The organism is Bartonella vinsonii subsp. berkhoffii ATCC 51672 (assembly GCF_902825225.1).
In the GTDB taxonomy this organism is placed as follows: Bacteria; Pseudomonadota; Alphaproteobacteria; order Rhizobiales; family Rhizobiaceae; genus Bartonella; species Bartonella berkhoffii.
The window spans coordinates 65,943-89,912 of the sequence record NZ_CADEAK010000006.1; the positions used below are offsets into that span (position 1 = coordinate 65,943).

The 23,970-nt window shown below is 38.5% G+C and carries 20 protein-coding genes; 13 read left to right on the forward strand and 7 right to left on the reverse strand.

Annotated features, from left to right (window positions below; genetic code table 11):
* Nucleotides 1-181: 181 nt before the first annotated feature.
* On the reverse strand, nt 182-805 hold the full coding sequence (pdxH, locus tag J7R10_RS04435) for a pyridoxamine 5'-phosphate oxidase (protein ID WP_010704849.1): 624 nt from the start codon (nt 803-805) through the stop codon (nt 182-184).
* A gap of 318 nt (nt 806-1,123) precedes the next feature.
* On the opposite strand from pdxH, the gene J7R10_RS04440 reads away from it, so the two are divergent.
* The 8 genes from J7R10_RS04440 to J7R10_RS04475 all read left to right on the forward strand — a co-directional run bounded on the left by J7R10_RS04440 (nt 1,124) and on the right by J7R10_RS04475 (nt 9,748).
* Entirely contained in the window at nt 1,124-2,026 is a 903-nt protein-coding gene (locus J7R10_RS04440) for a DnaJ C-terminal domain-containing protein (RefSeq protein WP_010704850.1), read from the forward strand.
* Between the two features lie 128 nt (nt 2,027-2,154).
* Nucleotides 2,155-2,973, forward strand: a complete 819-nt coding sequence (gene fabI / locus J7R10_RS04445) for an enoyl-ACP reductase FabI (protein WP_010704851.1) — start codon at nt 2,155-2,157, stop codon at nt 2,971-2,973.
* Nucleotides 2,974-3,117: 144 nt separating this feature from the next.
* Nucleotides 3,118-4,218 carry a chorismate synthase gene (aroC, locus tag J7R10_RS04450; RefSeq protein ID WP_010704852.1) on the forward strand — a complete coding sequence of 367 codons (1,101 nt, stop codon included), beginning with the start codon at nt 3,118-3,120 and terminating at the stop codon, nt 4,216-4,218.
* Nucleotides 4,219-4,221: 3 nt separating this feature from the next.
* Nucleotides 4,222-5,328, forward strand: coding sequence for a 3,4-dihydroxy-2-butanone-4-phosphate synthase (gene ribB, locus J7R10_RS04455; RefSeq protein ID WP_010704853.1), 1,107 nt, complete (start codon nt 4,222-4,224; stop codon nt 5,326-5,328).
* 7 nt (nt 5,329-5,335) lie between these two features.
* Nucleotides 5,336-5,590 (forward strand): exodeoxyribonuclease VII small subunit, encoded by a 255-nt coding sequence (locus tag J7R10_RS04460; protein WP_010704854.1) that lies wholly within the window; start codon nt 5,336-5,338, stop codon nt 5,588-5,590.
* A 237-nt stretch (nt 5,591-5,827) separates the two neighbouring features.
* Nucleotides 5,828-7,744: a 1-deoxy-D-xylulose-5-phosphate synthase gene (gene dxs, locus J7R10_RS04465; RefSeq protein WP_010704855.1), complete on the forward strand. Its 1,917-nt coding sequence runs from the start codon at nt 5,828-5,830 to the stop codon at nt 7,742-7,744.
* 7 nt (nt 7,745-7,751) lie between these two features.
* A complete protein-coding gene (locus J7R10_RS04470) occupies nt 7,752-8,498 on the forward strand; it encodes a TlyA family RNA methyltransferase (RefSeq protein WP_010704856.1) in 747 nt (248 codons plus the stop codon).
* The gene (locus J7R10_RS04475) at nt 8,495-9,748 is read left to right on the forward strand and encodes a class I SAM-dependent RNA methyltransferase (RefSeq protein WP_010704857.1); all 1,254 of its coding nucleotides are present in this window, start codon (nt 8,495-8,497) and stop codon (nt 9,746-9,748) included. The genes J7R10_RS04470 and J7R10_RS04475 overlap by 4 nt, the downstream gene beginning before the upstream one ends.
* Nucleotides 9,749-9,810: 62 nt before the next feature.
* Here J7R10_RS04475 and tldD read toward each other — a convergent pair whose 3' ends face one another.
* Both tldD and J7R10_RS04485 read right to left on the reverse strand, forming a co-directional pair.
* The gene (gene tldD, locus J7R10_RS04480; RefSeq protein WP_010704858.1) at nt 9,811-11,229 is read right to left on the reverse strand and encodes a metalloprotease TldD; all 1,419 of its coding nucleotides are present in this window, start codon (nt 11,227-11,229) and stop codon (nt 9,811-9,813) included.
* A gap of 105 nt (nt 11,230-11,334) precedes the next feature.
* The gene (locus tag J7R10_RS04485; RefSeq protein WP_010704859.1) at nt 11,335-11,874 is read right to left on the reverse strand and encodes an invasion associated locus B family protein; all 540 of its coding nucleotides are present in this window, start codon (nt 11,872-11,874) and stop codon (nt 11,335-11,337) included.
* 347 nt (nt 11,875-12,221) lie between these two features.
* Here J7R10_RS04485 and cyoE point away from each other — a divergent pair, with 347 nt between their 5' ends.
* From cyoE to rnhA, 4 genes are all read left to right on the forward strand, one after another.
* Nucleotides 12,222-13,157 carry a heme o synthase gene (gene cyoE / locus J7R10_RS04490; RefSeq protein WP_010704860.1) on the forward strand — a complete coding sequence of 312 codons (936 nt, stop codon included), beginning with the start codon at nt 12,222-12,224 and terminating at the stop codon, nt 13,155-13,157.
* A 187-nt stretch (nt 13,158-13,344) separates the two neighbouring features.
* Nucleotides 13,345-14,394: a 4-hydroxy-3-methylbut-2-enyl diphosphate reductase gene (gene ispH / locus J7R10_RS04495; RefSeq protein ID WP_010704861.1), complete on the forward strand. Its 1,050-nt coding sequence runs from the start codon at nt 13,345-13,347 to the stop codon at nt 14,392-14,394.
* Nucleotides 14,394-15,353 carry a homoserine kinase gene (locus J7R10_RS04500; protein WP_010704862.1) on the forward strand — a complete coding sequence of 320 codons (960 nt, stop codon included), beginning with the start codon at nt 14,394-14,396 and terminating at the stop codon, nt 15,351-15,353. The genes ispH and J7R10_RS04500 overlap by 1 nt, the downstream gene beginning before the upstream one ends.
* Before the next feature lie 5 nt (nt 15,354-15,358).
* Nucleotides 15,359-15,820 (forward strand): ribonuclease HI, encoded by a 462-nt coding sequence (rnhA, locus tag J7R10_RS04505; RefSeq protein WP_010704863.1) that lies wholly within the window; start codon nt 15,359-15,361, stop codon nt 15,818-15,820.
* A gap of 33 nt (nt 15,821-15,853) precedes the next feature.
* Here rnhA and J7R10_RS04510 read toward each other — a convergent pair whose 3' ends face one another.
* Nucleotides 15,854-16,732 carry a protein-disulfide reductase DsbD domain-containing protein gene (locus J7R10_RS04510; RefSeq protein ID WP_010704864.1) on the reverse strand — a complete coding sequence of 293 codons (879 nt, stop codon included), beginning with the start codon at nt 16,730-16,732 and terminating at the stop codon, nt 15,854-15,856.
* A gap of 71 nt (nt 16,733-16,803) precedes the next feature.
* Between J7R10_RS04510 and J7R10_RS04515 the strand changes: the two genes are divergently transcribed.
* A complete protein-coding gene (locus J7R10_RS04515; RefSeq protein ID WP_010704865.1) occupies nt 16,804-17,388 on the forward strand; it encodes a YqgE/AlgH family protein in 585 nt (194 codons plus the stop codon).
* Nucleotides 17,389-17,417: 29 nt separating this feature from the next.
* Here J7R10_RS04515 and J7R10_RS04520 read toward each other — a convergent pair whose 3' ends face one another.
* The 3 genes from J7R10_RS04520 to thrC all read right to left on the reverse strand — a co-directional run bounded on the left by J7R10_RS04520 (nt 17,418) and on the right by thrC (nt 23,507).
* A complete protein-coding gene (locus J7R10_RS04520) occupies nt 17,418-20,309 on the reverse strand; it encodes an EAL domain-containing protein (RefSeq protein ID WP_010704866.1) in 2,892 nt (963 codons plus the stop codon).
* A 445-nt stretch (nt 20,310-20,754) separates the two neighbouring features.
* Complete coding sequence (locus J7R10_RS04525) at nt 20,755-22,029, reverse strand: M16 family metallopeptidase (protein ID WP_010704867.1); 1,275 nt, start codon at nt 22,027-22,029, stop codon at nt 20,755-20,757.
* Nucleotides 22,030-22,109: 80 nt separating this feature from the next.
* Nucleotides 22,110-23,507, reverse strand: coding sequence for a threonine synthase (thrC, locus tag J7R10_RS04530; RefSeq protein ID WP_010704868.1), 1,398 nt, complete (start codon nt 23,505-23,507; stop codon nt 22,110-22,112).
* Nucleotides 23,508-23,970 lie beyond the last annotated feature (463 nt).

Genomic DNA, 23,970 nt, shown 5'->3' on the forward strand with positions numbered 1-23,970 from the left:
TTTATAGACAATTTGCACTCTACGTAATTTTTTGTTTTTGTTCTCAGAACGCTTTTCCGTGTAAATGGTGGTCTTGTCAAATTTTACTTATTTCTTAAGGGAACTAAAAACAGACTTTAATGAGGATACCAAAATTACCCACTTTCATTCAAATTTTGTTCTGTTTTTAAAGTTTGAAGAATTAGGGATAAAGTTTTTGTTTTTGCCAATCGTCATGTTCGACAGAATCGCGTGTAAAAAGCAGGCGTTCATGTAAACGAAAGGGGCGATCACGCCAGAATTCGATAGAAAGGGGTTTAACACGAAATCCGGACCAATAAGGTGGGCGTGGAATATTTCCTACCGCATAACGCGTAGTATATTGAGCAATTGCTTTTTCTAAGACAAAACGGTTTTCTAATGGTCGAGATTGTTTAGATGCCCATGCACCAATTCGGCTACCCCGTGGTCGTGATTGGAAATATGCATCTGCTTCTTGAGGACTGACTTTTTCAACAATTCCCCGAATTCTAACCTGACGACGCAGCGATTTCCAATGAAAACATAAGGATGCTTTCATTGATTTTAAAATTTCTTGTCCTTTGCAACTTTCATAGTTGGTATAAAAGACGAATCCTTGAAGACTGTAATCTTTGAGAAGAACCATACGAACATTAGGCAAGCCCGTTTCATCAACTGTTGCGAGTGCCATAGCATTGGGATCATTTATTTCACGCACTGTTGCTTCTTCAAGCCATTTTGTAAAAAGTGCAAAAGGTTTTTGCATTTGCATAAAACCATCGTCTGTTTGTACTTTATCGTTCATAATAACTCCAAATGTCAGTGCGTATGAGTGATGCGCTCTTTAATTTACTGTGTTGCCAAGAAATAAAATGCTGTTTTTTCTTCTTAAAAAAAACAGTACTGCCATGTACTCTTATGGTATCTTAATCATTCTTGTTTTTAGTATAAATGCAATAAGTTATAAAATAAAATATCTCTTTTATCTGGTATTTTGGTTTCTTTATAGACATATAAAGAGAGAAAAAATCATTCTTGAGAGTAGTTTGATAAAGCTGTGAGAGAGATTAACAACATACCAGTTTTGATATTTTCAAAACGAAAAAATTGAAAAGAGGGCAATATGCGTGATCCGTACGCAATTCTGGGTGTGGCACGTACCGCAAAACCGCAAGAGATTAAATCGGCATTCAGAAAATTAGCAAAGAAATATCATCCAGACCACAATAAGGATGATGTGAAGGCTAAAGAAAAGTTTTCTGAAATTAATCAAGCTTATGAAATTATAGGTGATAAAGACAAAAAAGCCCAATTTGACCGCGGTGAGATTGATATGGAAGGAAAACCGCTTTATCAAGCTTATGGTGCTGGTGAAAACTTTGGCAATAGTAATAATCCTTTTTCAAGAGGGGAGAAAGGGTTTGATTTTGGTTCTTCGGGTGGTGCAGGTTTTGATGCAAGCGATATTTTTCGTGATTTGTTTGGTAGAGGAGGGAGCTTTTCAAATTCTAGACAATATACGCATTCTCAACAAGGTGCTCATGTTCGTGCCAATCTTGCCATAACATTAGAGCAGATGGTTGGAGCAGAAAAGGTGGAAGCTGTTTTTCCTAATGGAAAAAAGTTAAAAATTAAATTACCAGATTATGTTGAAGATGGACAAACTATTCGTTTAAAAGGTCAAGGAGAAGAGGCGCTTTTCGGGCAAGCAGGGGATGCGTTGATAACCATTCAGATTCAAAAACATCCTCGTTTTCGGGTTGAAGGAAGAGCGCTTCATCTTGATTTACCTGTTCCCCTTCAACATGCTGTTTTGGGAGCAAAAGAAGAAGTAGAGACTTTGGAAGGGCGTGTAGTTTTAACTCTTCCCGCTTGGTCAAGTTCTGATCGTGTTTTACGGTTGAAAGGAAAAGGGCTTCGTTTAAAAAACGGCACAAGAGACGATCTTTATGTGCATGTTCGTATCATGTTGCCAGAAGGTGGAGATGCTGCGTTAGAACAATTCTTGCAAATGCGAAAAGGTTAATTTTTGAATGAGATATAAAGCGTAGTTTTTGTTTTGATTTTAAACCAATTGCTTGAAGAAAAAGTTGACCTATGCCATAGGCAGATAAATAATATTCATTTTTAAGTAACAACAATGGGGCAATGCTAATGGCTAGAGGTAATGGTTTATTATACGGCAAGCGTGGTTTAATTTTGGGGTTGGCCAATAATCGCTCTATCGCTTGGGGAATAGCTAAAGCGGCATATAGCGCGGGGGCAGAACTTGCCTTTACCTATCAAGGTGAGGCGATGAAAAAGCGTGTTGAGCCTTTAGCTGAAGAAGTAAAGGGGTTTGTTTGTGGTCATTGCGATGTTTCTGACAGTGAATCGATTGATGCAGTCTTTAAAGTAATAGAGAAGAAATGGGGCAAACTCGATTTTCTAGTTCATGCTATCGGTTTTTCTGATAAAGATGAATTAAGCGGTCGTTATATTGATATTAGCGAATCAAATTTTATGATGACTATGAATATTTCCGTTTATTCCTTAACGGCTTTAGCCAAACGTGCAGAAAAATTAATGTCGGATGGCGGTTCGATTTTAACACTGAGCTATTATGGTGCAGAAAAGGTTGTTCCCAATTATAATGTGATGGGAATTGCAAAAGCGGCTCTTGAAGCCAGCGTGAAATATCTAGCAGTAGATTTAGGTCCACAGCATATTCGTGTTAATGCTATATCTGCTGGTCCAATTAAAACATTAGCTGCTTCTGGTATTGGTGATTTCCGTTATATTTTAAAATGGAATGAATATAACGCTCCATTACGTCGTACGGTGACAATTGAAGAAGTAGGTGATTCTGCTCTTTATTTTCTTTCAGATTTGTCTCGTTCTGTTACGGGTGAAGTGCATCATGTAGATTCAGGTTATAATGTCATAGGTATGAAAGCTGTTGATGCGCCAGACATTTCCGTCGTTAAAGAATAAAGTTTTGTTTATAAAGTTTGACTCAACAGCGGTGATTTGACCGAATTTAAAACGGCCAAGGGTATTTTTGAAGAGAGGTTGTTTTGTACAACGTAACAGAGGCTGTGGTTGCGTATATTTTGGCGGAGAAACGGGTCATTTTTTATGTCGCATAATACATTTGGTCATTTGTTTCGTGTAACGACATGGGGTGAAAGTCATGGCACTGCTCTTGGGTGTGTTATCGATGGTTGTCCTCCGGGAATTATTTTTACGCTTGCAGAGATCCAAACTTATCTTGATAAGCGCCGACCAGGACAAAGCAAATATACAACGCAGCGGCGGGAACCAGACCAAGTAGAAGTTCTTTCAGGCGTTGTTGTTCAGGATGATGGAACAACATTGATGACAACAGGGACTCCAATTTCCTTGTTGATTCAAAATACGGATCAGCGCTCGAAAGACTATGGCTCGATTGCCCATCAATATCGTCCTGGTCATGCAGATTATACTTATGATGTTAAATATGGCATCCGTGATTTTCGAGGTGGTGGGCGTGCTTCAGCGCGTGAAACGGCAGCACGTGTTGCGGCAGGTGCGATCGCACGTAAAATTGTTCCTGATTTGATTGTACGGGGAGCTGTTATAGCCATTGGTCCTCATACGATTAATCGTGAACGTTGGAATTGGTCAGAGATTAATAATAATCCTTTTTTTACACCTGATGCAGAGATGGTACAGGTTTTTAGTGATTATATAGATAAAGTGCGTAAAGAGGGATCATCTGTTGGAGCTGTTGTTGAGATTATTGCAGAAAATATTCCAGCAGGTTTAGGAGCACCTATTTATGCAAAACTTGATCAAGATATTGCTTCATTACTTATGTCGATTAATGCAGTAAAAGGTGTTGAAATAGGTGATGGTTTTGCAGCAGCGCGCCTGACAGGAGAAGAAAATGCAGATGAAATGCAGATGGGCAGTGACGGAAAGCCACTCTTTTTATCCAATCATGCAGGCGGTATTTTGGGTGGAATATCGAGTGGGCAGCCGATAATTGCACGTTTTGCTGTGAAGCCTACTTCATCAATTCTAACACCTCGTCGTTCAATTGATGTTGATGGTCATGATGTAAAAGTTATAACGAAGGGACGTCATGACCCCTGTGTTGGCATTCGTGCAGTTCCTGTTGGTGAAGCGATGGTTGCTTGTGCTATTGCTGACCATTATTTAAGACATCGCGGTCAGGTTGGGAGCTTTGAGAGGTAAATAATGGCATATGATGAGGACAAAATTGTTTCTGCACTTCAAGCTTTTGAACGTGGTGAAATTGTTGTGGTTACCGATGATGATGACCGTGAAAATGAAGGTGATTTAACGGTTGCTGCTACCCATTGTACAGAAGAAAAAATGGCATTTATCATTCGTCATACAACAGGTATTATTTGCGCTCCTCTGCCAAAAGAAGAAGCGCAACGGTTTAATCTTGTTCCTATGGTGCCAGATAATAATTCAGCGCATCGTACCCAGTTTACCGTTACTATTGATTTTAAACATGGAATAACAACGGGGATTTCGGCACATGACCGTACATTAGCAGTGCGTAATCTTGCGAATTCAAATGCTGGTCCGAATGATTTTGTTCGTCCAGGACATATTTTTCCTTTGATTGCGCATGAAGGAGGAGTTCTTATGCGTTCAGGACACACGGAGGCAGCTGTTGATTTATGTAAATTGGTTGGTTTGCCGCCAGTTGGTGTTATCGGTGAGTTGGTCAATGATGATGGAAGCGTTAAACATGGAGATGAGATTACAAAATTTGCACAAGATCATCGTTTGCATATCATAACGGTTGCAGATTTAATTGCTTATCGCCAGCGTAAGGAAATGTTGATCAGGCATGTTGGAGAAATGCATATTGAGACATCAGTAGGTCCCGCTATTGTTCAAAGTTATCAACTTCCTTGGGAAACAGTTCAGCATGTTGCAATTGTTTTTGGAGATATCCGTGATGGTATAGATATTCCTGTGCGTTTGTACCGTGAAAGCGTTATAAATGATGTTTTTTGTCAATCTTCAGATATTATGGCTATCATGCAACGTATGATGGAACGAGAAAAGCGTGGAGTGTTTGTTTATTTGCGTGAAGGATCTGTTGGTGTACAATCAGCTATAGGCATTCAGGAGCTGGTAAAAGAAGGTTCAGAAAGCCACATGCAGGCAATTAAACGCGAAGAAGAATGGCGCCAAATTGGTTTAGGATCACAAATTTTAAAACATTTGGGGATTCGTTCTGTTATTCTGTATGCTTCTAGAGAGCGCCATTATGTAGGTTTAGAAGGTTTTGGAATTCGTATATCTAGAACAGACATCTTGTGAGGATCGCATGAAACAAGAGATAAATAAGGGGGATATTACGGCTTTAAGTTTTGAAGAAGCACTGAAGCAACTTGAAGTGATTGTTGAGAATTTGGAACGCGGGGATATTCCTTTAGAACAATCAATAGATATTTATGAACGTGGTGAATCTCTCAAAAAACACTGCGAAAAACTTTTAAAAGTCGCTGAAGTTAAAGTTGAGAAAATTCAGCTTTCAGAGGGAGGATCTCCAGAAGGAGTAGAGTCTCTTGATTCTGAATAATAGTTAAGTAATTTGGGGATATTTATTGCAAGAGAGGTGAGCAGTGACTTAGTTTAAAGGGAAGGAATTTATCAGTTTCTTTTTTATGAAATAAGTGAGGAAATGGGGAAAAACCATAAATCATCACCAGTAGAGAACATTTTCCAGTAACAATATGCTAAATTATATATAGAGGAGGGGAGGAGGTATATTCTTACTATTTCACTCTCTTGATGCGATAATATTAAGGAGCTTTTTTTGTCTCAGGTCTTAACGCCATTGCTTGATCGTATTTGTGTACCGCATGATTTGCGGGCATTGCCTGAGTCTGATTTGGTAAAATTAGCTGATGAGTTGCGGACGGAAACAATTGATGCGGTTTCCGTAACAGGTGGTCATCTTGGTGCAGGACTTGGTGTTATTGAGCTCACAGTTGCATTGCATTATGTTTTTAATACACCTGAGGATAGGATTATTTGGGATGTTGGTCATCAAGCTTATCCGCATAAGATTTTAACAGGGCGTAGAGATAGAATTCGCACATTGCGCCAAGAGGGAGGGTTATCAGGTTTTACGAAGCGTTCAGAAAGTGTGTATGATCCATTTGGCGCTGGTCATTCTTCTACTTCTATTTCAGCTGGACTTGGTATGGCGGTAGTGAGTGCTTTAAAAGCAGAGGAAAAGCGGAATATCATTACTGTGATTGGTGATGGAGCTATGTCTGCTGGTATGGCTTATGAAGCGATGAATAATGCTGGTGCTTTGAATGCGCGTTTGATTGTTGTTCTTAATGATAATGATATGTCTATTGCACCACCTACAGGTGCTATGAGCGCGCATCTTGCACGATTGGTCTCTCGTCCTGCTTACCGTAGTTTGCGTGAACGGATCAAAGTACTAGGCGAAAAATTGCCCAAGTTCTTTTTAGATAAAGCACGTCTTTCAGAAGAATTTGCACGTGGTTTTTTGGTTGGGGGAACTTTATTTGAAGAGCTTGGTTTTTATTATGTTGGACCAATTGATGGACACAATTTAAAACATTTATTGCCTGTTTTGAAAAATGTTCGTGAATATCCTCATGGGCCAGTTTTAGTACATGTGGTGACGCATAAAGGAAAAGGCTATGCACCGGCAGAAGCGTCATCTGATAAATATCACGGTGTTAATCGTTTTGATATTGTAACAGGGAAACAGGTTAAAGCGCAAAGCAATGTTCTTTCTTATACTAAGGTGTTTTCTAAGGCTTTAATAGAAGAAGCTACGCATGATGATAAGATTGTGAGTATAACAGCAGCAATGCCGACGGGAACAGGACTTGATGCTTTTGCTGAAAAATTTCCTGAAAGAATGTTTGATGTTGGTATAGCTGAACAGCATGCGGTTACTTTTGCTGCTGGCATTGCTTGTGAGGGGTATAAGCCTTTTGTCGCGATTTATTCTACTTTTTTACAGCGCGCTTATGATCAGATTATCCATGATGTATCGATTCAAAAATTACCTGTGCGTTTTGCGATTGATCGAGCAGGCTTTGTGGGGGCAGATGGCGCAACGCATGCTGGTAGTTTTGATATTGTTTTTTTGACCACTCTTCCTGAATTTGTTGTGATGGCGCCGTCTGATGAAATCGAGTTGATGCATATGGTGCGTACTGCTGCAGCTTATGATCAAGGTCCACTTTCTTTTCGTTATCCGCGTGGTGAAGGTGTTGGCATGGATTTACCGCAGCGCGGTGAGTTGTTAGAGATTGGAAAAGGGCGTGTTCTGCGTGAAGGCAATAGGATAGCTTTAGTATGTTTTGGAACACGGATGTCAGAAGTGTTAAGAGCTGCTGATGCGTTGGTTGCGGAAGGTTTGTCGACAACGGTTGCAGATGCACGGTTTGCAAAGCCTTTGGATAAGGATTTGATGCGTTGTTTGGCACGTGAGCATGAAATATTAGTGACAATTGAAGAAGGTGCAATAGGCGGATTTGGAGCGCACTTATTACAATTTTTAGCGCAAGAAGGGCTTTTAGAGTATGGTTTAAAAGTCCGCACATTAAAACTTCCTGATGAATATTTAAACCATGGTTCACCAGAGAAAGTTCTTTCTCGTGTAGGACTTGATGCTGTTGGTATTGTTAACACGGTTTTTACTGCTTTAGGACGTAAGATTCGGACAGTGCAGAAATTTTGAGTATGAGATGGCTGTTAGGAAAAGGCTTGATGTTCTTTTAGTTGAAAAAAACTTTTTTATAACACGCTCACGAGCGCGTGATGCTATTATGCGCCAAACCGTTAAAGTTGATGGTACAGTAATTTTAAAAGCTGGGCAAATCATTTCTGATGATGCAGAGATTGTCGTTTGTGATCCAGCACAGAGTTATGTTTCACGTGCAGCGTTAAAATTGATTTGTGCACTTGATGCTTTTCCAATTATAACAGATCAAGTGATCGCCATTGATATTGGTGCATCAACAGGTGGTTTTACACAAGTTCTCTTAGAACGTGGAGCGGTTCATGTTATTGCGGTTGATGTTGGTCACCATCAATTGGATGCACGTTTATTGAACAATAGTGCAATAACCTTATTAGAAGGTTTAAATGTCAGAGATTTGAAACAAGAACATTTAGGCGGACGAGAAATTGATCTCATTGTTTCAGATGTCAGCTTTATTTCTCTTAAACTTGCATTACCTCCTGTTTTGTCTTTAGCCAAGAAGGGAGCTCAAGCTATGTTATTAGTAAAGCCTCAATTTGAAGTTGGTCGAAAAGCTCTTGGCAAGGGCGGAGTACTAAAAAATCCATTAATGGCGAAAGAAAGTGCTGAAAGACTTTTTGATTGGTTAAACATGCAAGGAGGGTGGAGTGCAAAAGGTTTGCTTCCTTCACCTATTGCAGGTGGTGATGGTAATTTAGAATATTTGTTGTTTGGAGAAAAACAAGATTGAATGGCAATGTCATAATAGACCATATGGGAATGAATGGTCATGGTATCGTCAAAACATTACATGGTTTGGTTTATGTTCCTTTTACTTTACCAGGAGAGTGTGCTGAAATCACCGTTCATGGAAAATATGCTACACTCAAAGCATTAAAGGGAAAATCACCAGAACGCATTGATGCTCTTTGTCGGCATTTTGGAGAATGTGGGGGGTGTGCACTCCAGCATTGGCATCCTGAGGTTTATCGCGAATGGAAACGACAATTGGTTTTTGATGCGCTTAAAGAGTATAGGCTTGATGTTGTTGTTTCTCCTTTAATCGAATGTAAGCCCTATAGCCGGCGGCGGATGACACTAACAGCATCCATGACACCACAAGGTTTGAGAGTCGGTTTTAATCGTCACTTCTCTCATGAGATTGTAGTTCTTGAGGAATGTCCAGTAAGCCGACCAGAGCTTATATCTAAGCTAGATGATATCAGGATCCTTTGTGCTTGTTTAAGCAATTATGCTAAACGATTTCATATCACAATCACACTTGTTGAAAATGGTTTTGATGTTGCTTTAAGTGGTTGTGCTGTACACAATGAGTCAATTCGTCAGAAAATGGTACATATAGCTCTTTCGTGTGGGATTACGCGTTTGTCTGTTGAAGGTGAAGTTTTGATTGAACAAGAAAAACCATTAATATACTTCGGAGATGTCTGTGTTGAATTTCCGGCTGGAGGCTTTCTCCAAGCAACTTTTGAAGCAGAAAATATGATGGGCGATATTATTTTAACTCATTTAAAAAAAGCAAAAAATGCTCTTGATTTATTTTCTGGGGTAGGAACATTTACATTGCGCATGGCTAAAAAAATGAACGTCCATGCAGTAGAAAACGACGAGCGAGCATTAGCAAATTTAGATTCCGCAGCACGTTTTGCAACGGGTTTAAAAACAGTAACTTGTGAAAAACGTGATCTTTTCCGCCGTCCACTTTCTGTGAAGGAACTTGAATGTTTTGAGTGTGTTGTTTTTGATCCTCCACGCGCTGGTGCAGAACAACAAGTCCGTGAATTGGCAAAAACAACAATATCTCGTGTCGTGGCGATTTCATGCAATCCTATTACATTTGCGCGTGATTTATCTCTTCTTGTAGCAGGTGATTATACAATAGAAAAAATCATACCAATTGATCAATTTTTATGGTCACCCCATGTTGAAATTGTTGCTCTTTTGAGCAAACGCAAAGCAAAGGCAAGTTGGAAGCTTTAGTCTCAATTAAAGAGTCTTTTTGAATCTTATTAAAAATGTTAAATGAGTTGATTGGGTATATTTTATGAAAGTGCTGTTCCACCAATTGTCATATTATTGATTCGCAAATGAGGTTGCCCAACGCCAACAGGAACGTTTTGTCCAGCTTTTCCGCACATGCCAATACCATTATCAAGTTTGCTATCATTGCCAATCATGGTAATATGTTTCATGGCATCTGGTCCGTTTCCGATAAGGGTTGCACCTTTAATAGGTGCTACAATTTTACCATTTTCTACTCTGTAAGCTTCAGTGCATTCAAAGACGAATTTTCCAGAAGTGATATCGACTTGTCCTCCACCAAATGAAACAGCGTAGATACCATTTTTTAATGAAGATAGAATTTCTTCAGGTGTTTTATCACCTCCTAGCATCATAGTATTGGTCATCCGCGGTATTGGCGCATGTGCATAAGATTCACGCCGTCCATTACCGGTTGGATGAACACCCATAAGACGGGCATTTAGTCTGTCTTGCATAAAACCGATAAGTTTTCCGTCTTCAATAAGAACGTTATATCCTGATGGGGTTCCTTCATCATCGACAGTGAGTGAGCCACGACACTGAGGAATTGTACCATCATCAACAACTGTCACACCTTTTGCAGCAACTTGTTGACCCAAAAGTCCAGCAAAAGCAGAGGTTTTTTTGCGGTTAAAGTCACTTTCCAAACCATGGCCTACGGCTTCATGAAGCATAACACCGGGCCATCCATTAGCGAGGACGACATCAAATGTTCCTGCTGGTGCTGCTTCTGCTTCTAAGTTTATGAGAGCCATACGTAAGGCTTCATCAGCAGCCTTTTTCCAGTTTTCTTCATGAATAAACTGGCTAAATGCTTGGCGTCCACCACATCCGTAGAAGCCATTTTCACGCCGATTGCCTTCAGCAGCAACTACAGATATAGAGAGTCGTACAAGAGGACGAATATCACGAATCAAATGACCATCTGCACGTAAAATTTCAATATGCTGGAGAGAACCGGAAAGAGAAACAGTCACTTGGTGCAACTTATCATTCTTTGCACGTAAATAGGCATCAATTTTTTGCAAAAGCGCACTTTTGTCTTCAAATGATGGAGTGTCAAGAGGATTAAGGGGTTGATAGAGTCTTTTGTTTGTCTGTTGAGGTGCTACACTATAAGGTCCTGTATGATTATTATAGGTAACAGCTTTAGCCGCTTCACTGGCACGTTTGAGTGCAGCAGCGGTTAATTCACTAGAATGCGCATATCCAGTAGCTTCTCCAGCAACAACGCGCAGACCAAATCCCATATCTTGATGAAATGAGCCATTTTTAAGCTGTCCATTATCAAATAAAAGCGTTTCACTTTCGGTATACTCAAGGTAAAGTTCACCATCATCAGCATGATGAAGTGTTTCTTGTACAAGTGATTGCACTTTAGATGAATCAATATCAAAATGGTCGATCAATGATTTCATAGTGATTATCCTATTTTCATGGAGAATTGGAAAACTTCCAGTTATCTTTTTTTAAAGCGGTAGAGTGCGTTATGAGACTTGAATTCTTAAATACGCATAAAGTTGTTAAGTTGGGAGATTTGCATAAGCATCACTAAGCCCTTTGAGGTCAATGATTCCTCCAACGGCTTGTTCAGGAGTTGTAAAAATAAAGTAGGTTACCATTTTCCCCTTAAAAAAGAGCTGTAATATGTCTTTTTTAAGGACAGCTTCAGCAACACAATTGTCACCAAGGCATCGGCGATATTCTAGTCTTCCCATATTTTTATCGTCAATTTTGAGACCAACACCAGGACGTAATTCCACGCGGATTGGAACAAAAACACGCATCAAAGCTCCTTGATCTTTAGGGAGTTTATAAAATGTAACGCGCAGAGTAATGTCATGACGATTTTGTGTGTGTACGTTTTGGACAACTTCACATTGCATGTTAGGTGTACCTGGTGGGAGAGAACAAACTTTTGTCCATGCACCATAGGTTTGTGGGGCGGGGACACTTTGTACATGAGAGGTTTGTACAAGGGCATGATGAGCAGAAACATTAGTGAGTGCACAAAGAAGAACACCAACAAAGAAAGTTTTTTTTAGCAATTTATGAAGTCCCACAGAAAACCCTAACCGTAGCTCTGTATAAAAAATGAATTCTCAAGATAGAATTGTAACATAAAACTATTGTCTCCCCAAATATATTAATCCATATGCACAAGATAAAATATATCATATAAGAGAAGGTTTTTAGCGTTGCTTTATGATGTTTGGTAGATGTATAGAGTATGCTTGTTATTTAAGAAATAATGTGTATTGAAAAAATGTCTTTTTGTTGCAAAGATCTTCGTCTGTTTTTAGAAGAGATATCATTTTCAAAAACATTGTGCTCTTAATTTGTTATTCGCATATGCTAATAAGCAGTGTTTGTTTGTAGATGACAGAAATAGAAAAGGTCTTTGAGTGGAATGTTGGTTTCAGAGGGATTATCAGCTGCAAGTGATAAATCAATCCCGCCAAAATCTGGTATTGGTGATTATATCACGCTCTTAAAACCACGGGTTATGTCCCTTGTTGTATTCACAGCTTTGGTTGGACTTGTGGTGTCACCAGCTCCTATTAATCCATTTTATGGTTTTTTGGCAATTTTTTGTATTGCTCTAGGGGGTGGTGGTGCAGGAGCACTTAATATGTGGTATGATGCTGATATTGATGCAGTGATGGAACGTACCAAAAATCGTCCCATTCCCACTGGTAAGATAAGCTCTCAGAAGGCGTTTATTTTTGGTATGGTTCTTTCTGTGCTTTCTGTGTTTCTTATGGGGAGCTTCATTAATTGGTTTGCAGCATTTTTTCTTGCCTTTACAATTTTCTTTTATGTCGTTATCTATACGATTTGGCTAAAGCGCATAACGCCACAGAACATTGTTATTGGTGGTGCATCTGGAGCCTTCCCACCAATGATTGGATGGGCTGTGACAACAGGTACAGTGAGTATTGAGAGTTTTTTATTATTTTTAATCATTTTTATGTGGACGCCACCACATTTTTGGTCTCTTTCTTTATTTTCATCTCTTGACTATGATGCAGCGGGCATTCCTATGATGCCTAATGTACGAGGCGAACATTCAACAAAAAAACAGATCTTATTTTATACTGTTCTTATGTCCATATGTGCTGTTGGGCCTTATGTTACTGGTTTTGCAGGAGTTTTTTATGGTATTTTTTCATCAATCTTAAGCGTTATTTTTATTTATTTTGCTTATCGTTTGTGGAAAGCTGACACACATAATACAACTTTTGTAATGGCAAAAAAAACGTTTTTCTTTTCGTTATTTTATTTGGCAGCTCTCTTTGGCACTCTTTTAATGGAAAATTTGATATTCTATCATCTTCTAGCATAGAGAAATGAGTGAGCGAACTTTAAAAAAAGCTTTGCCTAACGAAAATACGATGAAAAAGTGCTATATATTAGATGCTTTTACGAGGAAGGGTAGTATCTTACAGTGTTTTTCTTGACACCGTTTGTGTCATGCATAACAAGAGTTCGTTTAAAATTGTAGGAAAAGTTATAGATATTAAGGATGGTTTATGTCTCTACGTCCTCCTTTAACAATACGTCTTTGTGGTCCACGTGGATTTTGTGCAGGGGTTGATCGTGCTATTCAGATTGTTCTTCTTGCATTAAAAAAATATGGTGCTCCAGTGTATGTTCGTCATGAAATTGTACACAACCGCTATGTCGTTGAAGGATTGCAAAAACGGGGCGCTGTTTTTGTTGAAGAACTTGATGAGATTCCAGAAAAACACCACAACCAACCTGTCGTATTTTCTGCCCACGGTGTTCCAAAGTCTGTACCAGAAGAAGCCCGTCGCTATAATTTGTTTTATCTAAATGCAACATGTCCGTTAGTTTCTAAAGTTCATAAGCAAGTGATACGACATAAACGGCATGGTCGTCATGTTATATTAATTGGTCATTCTGGTCATCCCGAGGTAATAGGAACAATGGGGCAGCTTGAAAAAGGGGATGTGACATTAATTGAAACGATTGAGGATGCTTTATATTATCAACCTCATAATCCAGATAAATTAGGATTTGTGACGCAAACAACACTTTCTGTTGAAGATACTGCAGAGATTCTTGATGTGTTACAACAGCGTTTTCCTGCATTAGAAGCTCCGGCTGCTGAATCGATTTGTTATGCCACTACGAATCGACAAGCTGCTGTTAAGGCAGCGGCGTTGGGGAGCGATTTATTTTTAATTGTTGGAGCACCAAATTCTTCTAATTCACGACGTTTGGTAGAAGTTGCTGAAAGGTTTGGTGCTCAGCGGGCTGTTTTAGTTCAGAGGGTTGATGAAATTGATTTTGATCGTCTGGGAGCTCTTTCTGTTGTAAGTCTTTCAGCAGGAGCTTCTGCTCCTGAAATTATTATTGAAGAAATTGTTTCAGCTTTTCGTGAACGTTATGATGTTACAATAGAATTGGCTGAAATAGTGGTGGAAACGGAAATATTTTTGGTGAGTCGCGAATTACGTGATGTCACTTTAACGCCTCAAGATACGGCTTTTGTCAATGGTCGAGCTGAGATGCTGAAAAATGAAAATCAGGCTATGCCTCTAACGAAAGCAAAATAATGGCAGTTTATACAGATATTCATCCAAATGATTTGAAGGCATTTTTAACACGTTATTCGATAGGTTCACTTTTATCCTATCAAGGCATAGCGGAGGGGATCGAGAATTCTAATTTTATGTTGTATACAACAGAAGGGAGATTTGTTTTAACGCTTTATGAAAAACGTATTTCAAAAGATGATTTGCCCTTTTTTTGCGATCTTATGCAGCATTTAAGGGAGCGTGGAATTCCTTGCCCACAACCCGTCATACAAAATGATGGGACAACGATTGGTGAATTAGCAGGACGTCCTGCTGCTATTATTACTTTTCTGGAAGGAATGTGGATTCGTCAACCCAATATATGTCATTGTGGTGAAGTGGGATCGACTTTAGCACAATTGCATTTAGCAGGACAGGATTTTACACTGAGTCGTAAAAATACTCTTTCTGTTATGGGCTGGAAATTATTGTGGGAACATTGTCAAATGAGCAAAGATGCATTGTTAAAAGAGTTTGAACAAAAAATTAGTACGGAATTGTCTTTTTTACAGGAAAATTGGCCGTCAAATTTACCAACAGGTGTTATTCACGCTGATTTATTTAATGATAATGTGTTTTTTTTGGATCATCGTCTTTCTGGTATTATAGATTTCTATTTTGCTTGTAATGATTTTTGGGCTTATGATTTAGCTATCTGTTTGAATGCTTGGTGTTTTGAGCAAGATTACTCCTATAATCTTACCAAAGCACGCAAATTATTGGAAAATTATCAAAAAATAAGGCCATTGATGCCTTTAGAAATAAAGGCAATTATTTTATTGGCGCGTGGTGCTTCTTTACGTTTTTTACTCACACGTCTTTATGATTGGTTCAATACACCGCCAGAGAGCTTTGTCGTTAAGAAAGATCCATGGGAATATTGGCATAAGCTTTGTTTTTTCAGCAATGTAGATTCATTGAGTGAAGTGGGTTTTTGAGTTCTATGTTAAAACAATCCAAAGTCGTTGAAATTTATACAGATGGGGCTTGCTCTGGTAATCCTGGAGTAGGAGGATGGGGAGCAATTTTACGCTGGAATGGTCATGAACGTGAACTTTATGGTGGAAAAGAGCATACGACCAACAATCAAATGGAATTAATGGCAGCAATTCATGCATTAAAAGCGCTTAAAGAACCTTGTTTAGTCGATCTTTATACGGATTCAGTTTATGTACGCAATGGTATTTCTCTGTGGCTTGAAGGTTGGAAGAAAAATAATTGGCGTACGGCGTCAAAAAATCCTGTGAAAAATATGGAATTATGGCAGGCTCTTGACGATGTCTGTGCTCGCCATACTATTAGATGGCATTGGGTCAAAGGGCATGCAGGGCATCCAGAGAATGAGCGGGCAGACGCTCTTGCGCGGAAAGCAATTACTGAATATCGTGAAAACGGATGTTTTTAGAAAAAGCCCTTTTATTCAAGTCTTTCTCTTTTATCACGGAGTAGCAAGAGGGAGTGATTGTGGAGAGAGTGTAAATGTTCCACTTAAAGCATGACTTTTAAAAGAAACTGTATAAAAGACTGTATGGTTTCCTTCATCTGTTATGAAATAGATTGGAGCGCTAAAGAGTGTATAGTTTGCGTTCTCAGTTACTTTTTTTGCTGGTCCAATTTGCAGTTCTCCTCCATCTAAAAAGAGAGCGCGAGGGGTAATTTTATGTTTATTTTGTATTTTAATGAAGAGAGTGTTTTCCTTTTTTTCAGCATTTATTTGAAATGCATCATGCGTTGTACGAGGTAAAGTATCTTGAGCTTTCTTTAACAAAGATAAAGGAAGACGTTTGTTTTTTTGAACCGATGGAGAAAAATTAAAGGGAACAGTAAAGGGAAGACAGATTGTGTGACATAATCCAAGTGTTAAAGTGCCACTTAAATTTTTGCTTGAACCAGAAAGACTGAAGGGCAATACGACTTTATCTTTATAGCCTAATGACCAGTCATTTTCTGTTTCATAGAGCTCTGGTGTGGGATAAAAGATTTCATAAGAAACCTGTTGGTTGAAGGTAAAAAATGGTGCCATACCGGAATTACCAGGATTACGCCAGTAGGTTTTCCATTTTGGTTTGAGAACAATTTCAATAATACCCTCTCTTATTCCAGAAAGAGACGGTTCGGTAAGAGCTAATCTGATATGTCCACCATCTGATTCATACCAAGATGTTGCCAAAAGAGATGCGTTTTGTTTTGTGTGTGCTCTGACAGAGAAGTTAAGTAATTCTAAAATTATGAATATTAAGCTAAAAGTAACTAAAAATTTTTTATAAAGGGAAATTGCGATATCTTGTAACCTTATAAACATTGGAATTTTTTTCATTGGAGCTTTATCTTCCTATTGTACTCACTAAAGTGACTTTTAGCATATAAATTATGGAGAATAACAGATTGATGAAGCAGTGTAATGGCTTTTTGGGGGGACAGTTACTCATAGCAATGCCAGGGATGAATGACAAACGTTTTGTTCGTTCTGTTGTCTATGTTTGTGCGCATTCCGATGCAGGTGCTATGGGGATTATTCTCAATCAATTGCACCATATTGATTTTCCAGAGCTTTTGCTTCATCTTGGGGTGATCAAAACTGGTCAAAAAAAAGAACTTTCTGAACCGATAAAAAAGTTTCCAGTGCGTTATGGTGGGCCTGTTGATCCCTCACGAGGTTTTGTGTTGCATTCTGATGATTATGCGTGTAAAGAAACTGTTTCTATTGCAGATAAGGTCTGTTTCACAGCAACGATTGATATATTAAAAGCAATTAGTTGTGAACAAGGCCCACAGCATGCATTGATAGCATTAGGTTATGCTGGATGGAAAGCCGGACAACTCGAGGCAGAAATTTCTACGAATGGTTGGTTAATTAGCTCTACATCGCCTAGTTTTCTTTTTGAAAGCGATTTAAGTCGCAAATACGATGAAAGCTTAATCCGCATGGGAATCAATCCAACCTATCTCGCTTCTGAAATGGGGCATGCCTAGAGTCTAACTATTTGATTGTACACAATGTCCTATTCACTATATTTTGTTGTATAAGGGAAATGGTTCTGAATGAGAATGATTAATTCTTCGATGGCAATTGGTTTAGTCACAAGAGTGCTTTGAACATATTTGCATCCTTTTTGTCGTAGAAAGATAGCTTCTTTTTCATTTTCAACGCCTTCTGCGATAATTTGCAAATTAAGGTCAATTGCCATATGGATAATGGACTTGAGGACAAGCTTTTTCTTGAGAGAGTCGATTGAAATAAGCGAGCGATCCAATTTAACCATGTCGAATGGATAACGCACGAGATAAGCAAGTGACGAATACCCTGTTCCAAAATTATCGAGTGCAAGATTGATTCCAAGAGCTTTAATTTGTTCAAGAAAGTGTGCTGATTGTTCAGGATTTTGTCTTAAGACAAACTCGGATATTTCTATCATCAAGCCTCCTTTGTTGAGGGGGTTGCGAAGTAAAGCCGAGCGCAATTGATTGATAAAGCGCGGATGAATCATTTCTGTACTTGGCAAATTCATTGAAATAAAGAAAGATTGTTGAGAAAATTTTTCTTGTATATTTGTAAGATCAATAACAGCATGATCGATAATAAATTGCGCCAAATCCATGACGATTTTTTCATTTTCTACGATCTTAATAAAATCAGAGACATTTAAATTTCCGTATCTTGGATGATGCCATTCTATAATTGTTTCACAACCAATAATGTGTCCATCTGATAAATTAAGGATGGGATGGTAGAGGATTTTTATTTCATGACGTTTTATGGCAGTGTGAATATCTTTTCCCATAGTGTTATGTTCAATGCCTAACGTGCGAAAACTGGGGCTAAAAGGTTCAATATGGTTCCCACCCTTTTGTTTTGCACGGATCATCGCGAGTTCACTGTCATTTAAAATATCTTTAGCAGTTGCTCTATTTTCATTCCATGTGACCAATCCAATTGATGTTGAAAGCGTTATTTTTTTTTCTGTGAGTGAAATAGGTGCTGAGATCGTTTTATGCAAATGATCCGCAAATGCCGCAATTTTCTGTGGCTCCGTTTCACTGAGTAAAATGATTGCAAAACGATCCGCGGAAAGGCGTGATAAGGTATCTTGAAAGTTAATAAGCCGGCTCAAACGGCGTGCTATGATGAGCAGTACAGTATCACCAACAGCTATGCCTAATTTGCGATTAATTTGACGAAAATTATCAAAGTCAATCATAAAGACAGTTGGTCTAATTTTGATATTTGCTTTAGCTAAAGAAGTATAGTTTTGTAATCTATCGAAGAAAATTTGTTGGTTAGGAAGACCTGTTAAGCTGTCGTGAATGGCATCATACAATAAGCGTTCTTCGGATTTTTTGTGATTGGTAATATTGACAATGGTGCCAATGACACGCGTAATTTTTCCATCTTTTTGCATAGCAGGCCGTGCGCGAAGAGAAAACCAATGATAATAGCCACCACCGGAAGACAGTCGAAAAATTTGATCGATACGTCCCTTTTTATTTTTAAGAATGATATCCAATATGGCCTGAAAGCGCTCACGATCATCATGGTGCAAGGCTGAAATCCAATTGCTCATAGGACCGTTAAGTATATGGCTTTCAATACCAAAAAGAGTTGTCATATTGGGGTGTACAACAATGCGGTCACGCTCGACATTCCAGTCCCAAATAATATTTCCAGCACCCTTTGCTGCGAGCACTTGTTGTTCAAGGTCAGAAAATATTCCTTCATGGAAAGCATCATTGGAAAAAGTTTGTTGCATGACAGTAAAGCTGATAAGAAGGATAATGAGTACCAATCCCCCTGCTAATGCGGGTTGGATAATATCATTGTTTAAATATCCTGCTATGCAGGTATAAGCTCCAACACACCAGAAGCTAATGAGCAACCATGTTGGGATAAGCATAATGGCACGGTCATAGCTACGGATAGAAAAATAGCTGATTAAAATTATACCAAGTACAGCGGTGAGGCCAAAAGACATACGGGCAATGCCAGCTGCTCTGGTTGGATCATAAATAGCAAATGTCCCTAGACCACAAAGAGCAATGGTCCATATAATTGCACCATAACTGAAGTGATAATGCCAACGATTAAGACAGAGATAGGTAAAAAGGAAAATGAAGAGTGTAGCAGCAAGTGCTACCTCTGTAGCAGCACGCCAGATCGGTTGCGTTGTTAGGGTAATTGCAAAGAATTTATTTAAAAAGTTAAAGTCGATGCCAATATAAAAGAGTACTGCCCAAGCGATAGCTGCTGTTGCAGGAAAGAGTCCCGTTCCCCGAACGACAAAGAGAACAGTTAACAGGAGTGCTAAAAGACCTGATATACCAAGAAGAATACCATGATAAAGCGTATAAGAATTGATTGCATCTTTATAGGCTTCAGGTTGCCATAAATAGATTTGTGATAGATTTGCAGAGTTGAGCTCGGCAACAAATGTAATGACAGCACCAGGGTTCAGTGTAATACGAAAAATATCAGAGTTTGCACTAGGCTGGCGATCGAGAGAAAAACCTTCACTTGGAGTAATGGATTGAATTCGTGCTGATCCAAGGTCTGGCCAAAGAAATCCTGAATGCGCCATCCGATAATGAGGTGCCACGATAAAACGGTCAATTTGTTCATCTGTTGGATTTGCAAGAGAAAATACTGCCCAGTTTCCAGAAAAATTTTCACTTTTTGCTTGGACCTCAATGCGCCATACAATACCATCTGGTCCTGGTGCTGTGCTTGTTTGAAAGATAGAGTTATTGGTATGGTGAATTTCAATTGCCTTGGAAAGGTCAAGAGCGGCATCTTGAGAAGAAATTTTAACAGGCTCGATTGCCTGTGCTGACGTAAGGTGGATAAAAGAACTAACGATTATAATGAAAATGATGTTAATGATTTTACGCAAACTCTTCACAATGTCCCACTCTCAATATTTTAGGATGTTTCAGTTTTATTTAGATTTTCGAGAAAAAACGTCCACCTTTTATCATTTGTTCTACACAACAAACGATTATTATTTTTTTGAAAAGTTATACGATTTTATACAAAAATAAGTTAACCCCTCATTTGCTTCAGTGAAGCTTGAAGCTAATAGAATCCTATATTTTTGTAGGGCAAGATTACACCATGCATTTTCAGATTTCATAGATATACCCTTGCTTATCAAATACTCTATCACATGAAGTAGGAGTTGGGTAGTTGTGTACAGCGCTTTGATAAATATTTCCCAAACTTATTTAGTGAGAAGAACTTTTTTAGTAAATTTTATTATAAAATCTGTGCAAGTTATGATGTGACTGCTTTATAAAAAATGATATCTCCAACATGCACGAAAACATTTTGGGAAGTCTTTTTTAATCTTATTTCATTTTGTATGAAAGAATTGATGTTAAATCATCAAAATTCATGAGCGATCCAACAGAACCGACGGCGGCTAGTGTTGGAGTAGAATTGTTAAAAAGACGATGGGCTAAATCAGTTAATCTTGCAGGAGTAATGAGATCTAAGCGTTCCATTGTTTCAGATATTGGAATTGGACGACCATACAGAAGCATTTGACGAGCAATGAGATGTGCTTGACTAGATGGATTTTCCTGTGATATTGTAAGATTAGCGCGATATTGCGCTTGTGCACGTTGAAGTTCATGAGTGTGAATATTTTTGCTTGCCTTAGAAAGCTCATCAAGAATCACGGGAAGCAGTTCTTTTAGTCTTTTTTCTCCAGTGGCCGCATGAACTCCAAAAAGCCCAGTATCTGAAAACCCCCAATGAAAAGCATAAACAGAATAGCATAATCCACGTTTTTCTCTCACTTCTTGAAAGAGCCGTGATGACATACCACCGCCAAGAATAATGGAAAGAATTTGAGCAGCATAAAAGTCACGTGCATGATAAGCACGTCCTTCAAAACCAAGAATAACTTGTGTATCCATTAAATCGCGATATTCGCGAAAATCACCACCAACATAATTTGCAAGATTGGTGAGGGGTGCTGTTGCATGGGGACGAAAAGTGCTAAGGCGGCTTTCAACCTCTTGCAGAAAATTTTCATGTTGTACAGCTCCTGCTGCGACTACGATCATATGGTCTGCACTATATTGTTGCTTCATGAAATTGTGGAGATCAGCAGATGTAAATGATTGAATTGTTTTTGAGGTACCTAAAATAGAGCGTCCAAGCGATTGGTGACGAAAAGCTGTTTCAGTAAAGTGATCAAAAACAATATCATCAGGAACATCACGAACGGCACCAATTTCCTGAACAACCACTTGTTTTTCTCGTTCTAATTCATTTTCATCAAATTTTGAATACATCAAAATATCTGCTAAAATATCGATGGCAAGTGGCATATCGTTTTTGAGTACGCGTGCAAAATAAGCAGTTGTTTCAGTACTGGTCGTAGCATTAATTTCACCGCCAACATCTTCGATATCAGCAGCAATTTGAAAGGCCGTACGGTTTTCTGTTCCTTTGAAAGCCATATGTTCGAGAAGATGGGCTATGCCGTGTTGTGAGCAGCTTTCATTGCGAGAGCCAACCTTCACCCATATTCCGAGAGCGACACTCTCAATTTGTTGCATTGTATGCGTGGCGATAGTCAAACCATTACTAAGACGACTGATGTCTACACCCATGTGTTTATGACTCCATTAACAAGCCAAATACCTTATTAAAGGCATTGGAATATTGTTGATTTGACTCAATGCAGCTAACTTCAATAAGATGCACGTGATTTTAAAGAAATGTAATCTTTTACTATTTTTTCATTATTAGCAAGACTTATAAAATGTTCTTCGCGTTCCATTAAATTGTCTAGACAAGATGGACAGGGGACATTAAGTCCACAAGCACTTTTTATGGTGTCAGAAAATTTTGCAGGATGCGCAGTGGCAAGGACGATCATTGGAATATGTGGCTGCTTGTTTTCGCGCGCTACTTTAAGGGCAACAGCTGTATGTGGATCAGCAAGATAACCACTTTCTTTATAAACATGGTCAATCATTTGTGCTGTTTCAATTATACTACTTTTTCCAGCAGAAAAGAGAGAACAAATATTCTTAAGCTGTTTTTCATCAAGATGAAAATATCCTGATTTTCTCAAATTTTCCATCGCATTGCAAATCCATACTGGGTCACGTTCGCCACTTTCGAAGAGCAAACGTTCAAAATTAGAAGAGATTTGAATATCCATGGACGGTGACGTTGTGTGGGTTATCGGCCGTGTTTCATAAATACCGTTGGTTAATGTGCGTACGAGAATGTCATTATCATTCGTTGCAATGATCAGCTGTGCAATAGGTAATCCCATACGGGCTGCAACATACCCTGCAAAAATATCACCAAAATTTCCAGTAGGAACAGTAAATGAGACAGATCTATCAGGGGCACCGAGGGAGAGTGCAGATGAAAAATAGTAAACAATTTGCGCCATGATACGCGCCCAGTTTATAGAGTTAACACCTGAAAGCGCTCTTTTTTGTCGAAAATTATGGTCATTAAACATTGCTTTAATGAGAGCTTGGCAATCATCAAAATTTCCGTCAATGGCGATAGCATGAACATTACTGCTTTGATTGGTAGTCATTTGTCGTTGTTGAACAGGTGATACACGTCCTTGAGGGAATAAAATAAAAATATCTGAATGTTTTCTTCCAGCGAAGGCTTGTATAGCAGCACCACCAGTATCACCTGATGTAGCGGCAATGATTGTTGCTCGTTTGTTTTTTTGAGTGAGAACATAATCCATCAATCTAGCAAGAAACTGCATTGCAACATCTTTAAATGCCAAAGTAGGACCGTGAAAAAGTTCAAGGATAAATTCATTTTCTCCAGTTTGTTGTAACGGACAGATTGCAGGATGATGGAACGTGGCATAAGATTCAGCAATCATATTTTCAAAAGAGGTGTATTCGATTTCGTTATTCACAAAGGGCCAAAGAACTGTTTTAGCGATTGTCGTATAGGATTGTCCACGGAGTGCTCGTAATGTATTGGGTGATAATTGAGGGAATTTTTCTGGAAGATAAAGGCCACCATCATGCGCTAGAACCGTCATGATAGTTTCAGTAAAGCCTAACGTGGGGGCTTCACCTCTTGTGCTGATATATTTCATAAATTTTTTCTTTCATTTATTTTCAGTAAACTGATTAAATTCTATATTTCATGTTTTTAACAAGATTGAAATTATTATGAAATTATTAAATGTATGAAAGTTTATTTGCTTATGCTTGTAAATAATGAAAAATCAATGGCAGAAGAATAAATAATCTTAGCATTTTTAGATATTTTAATATAAAATATTGAATAATAAGAAAATTTTATTTTCTAAAAGCTTAAATCTTTTATTCATCCTTTTATAATTTATTTTGCTTTCTAAATACTTTGATCATTATACAAGATAATATTTCTTGAAGAGAGTTCAGCGCGTGCTTACTTTTTTCTTCAACCTTGTATAATCAAAACGCATATGACAATGAACCTCTGCAAAATGGCAATTATGTTCATGTTGGGGAATTTATGAGATAATTTCATGGTATTTCACGCGTAAGTTGTACATCGAAAGAGTGATTTGTTCA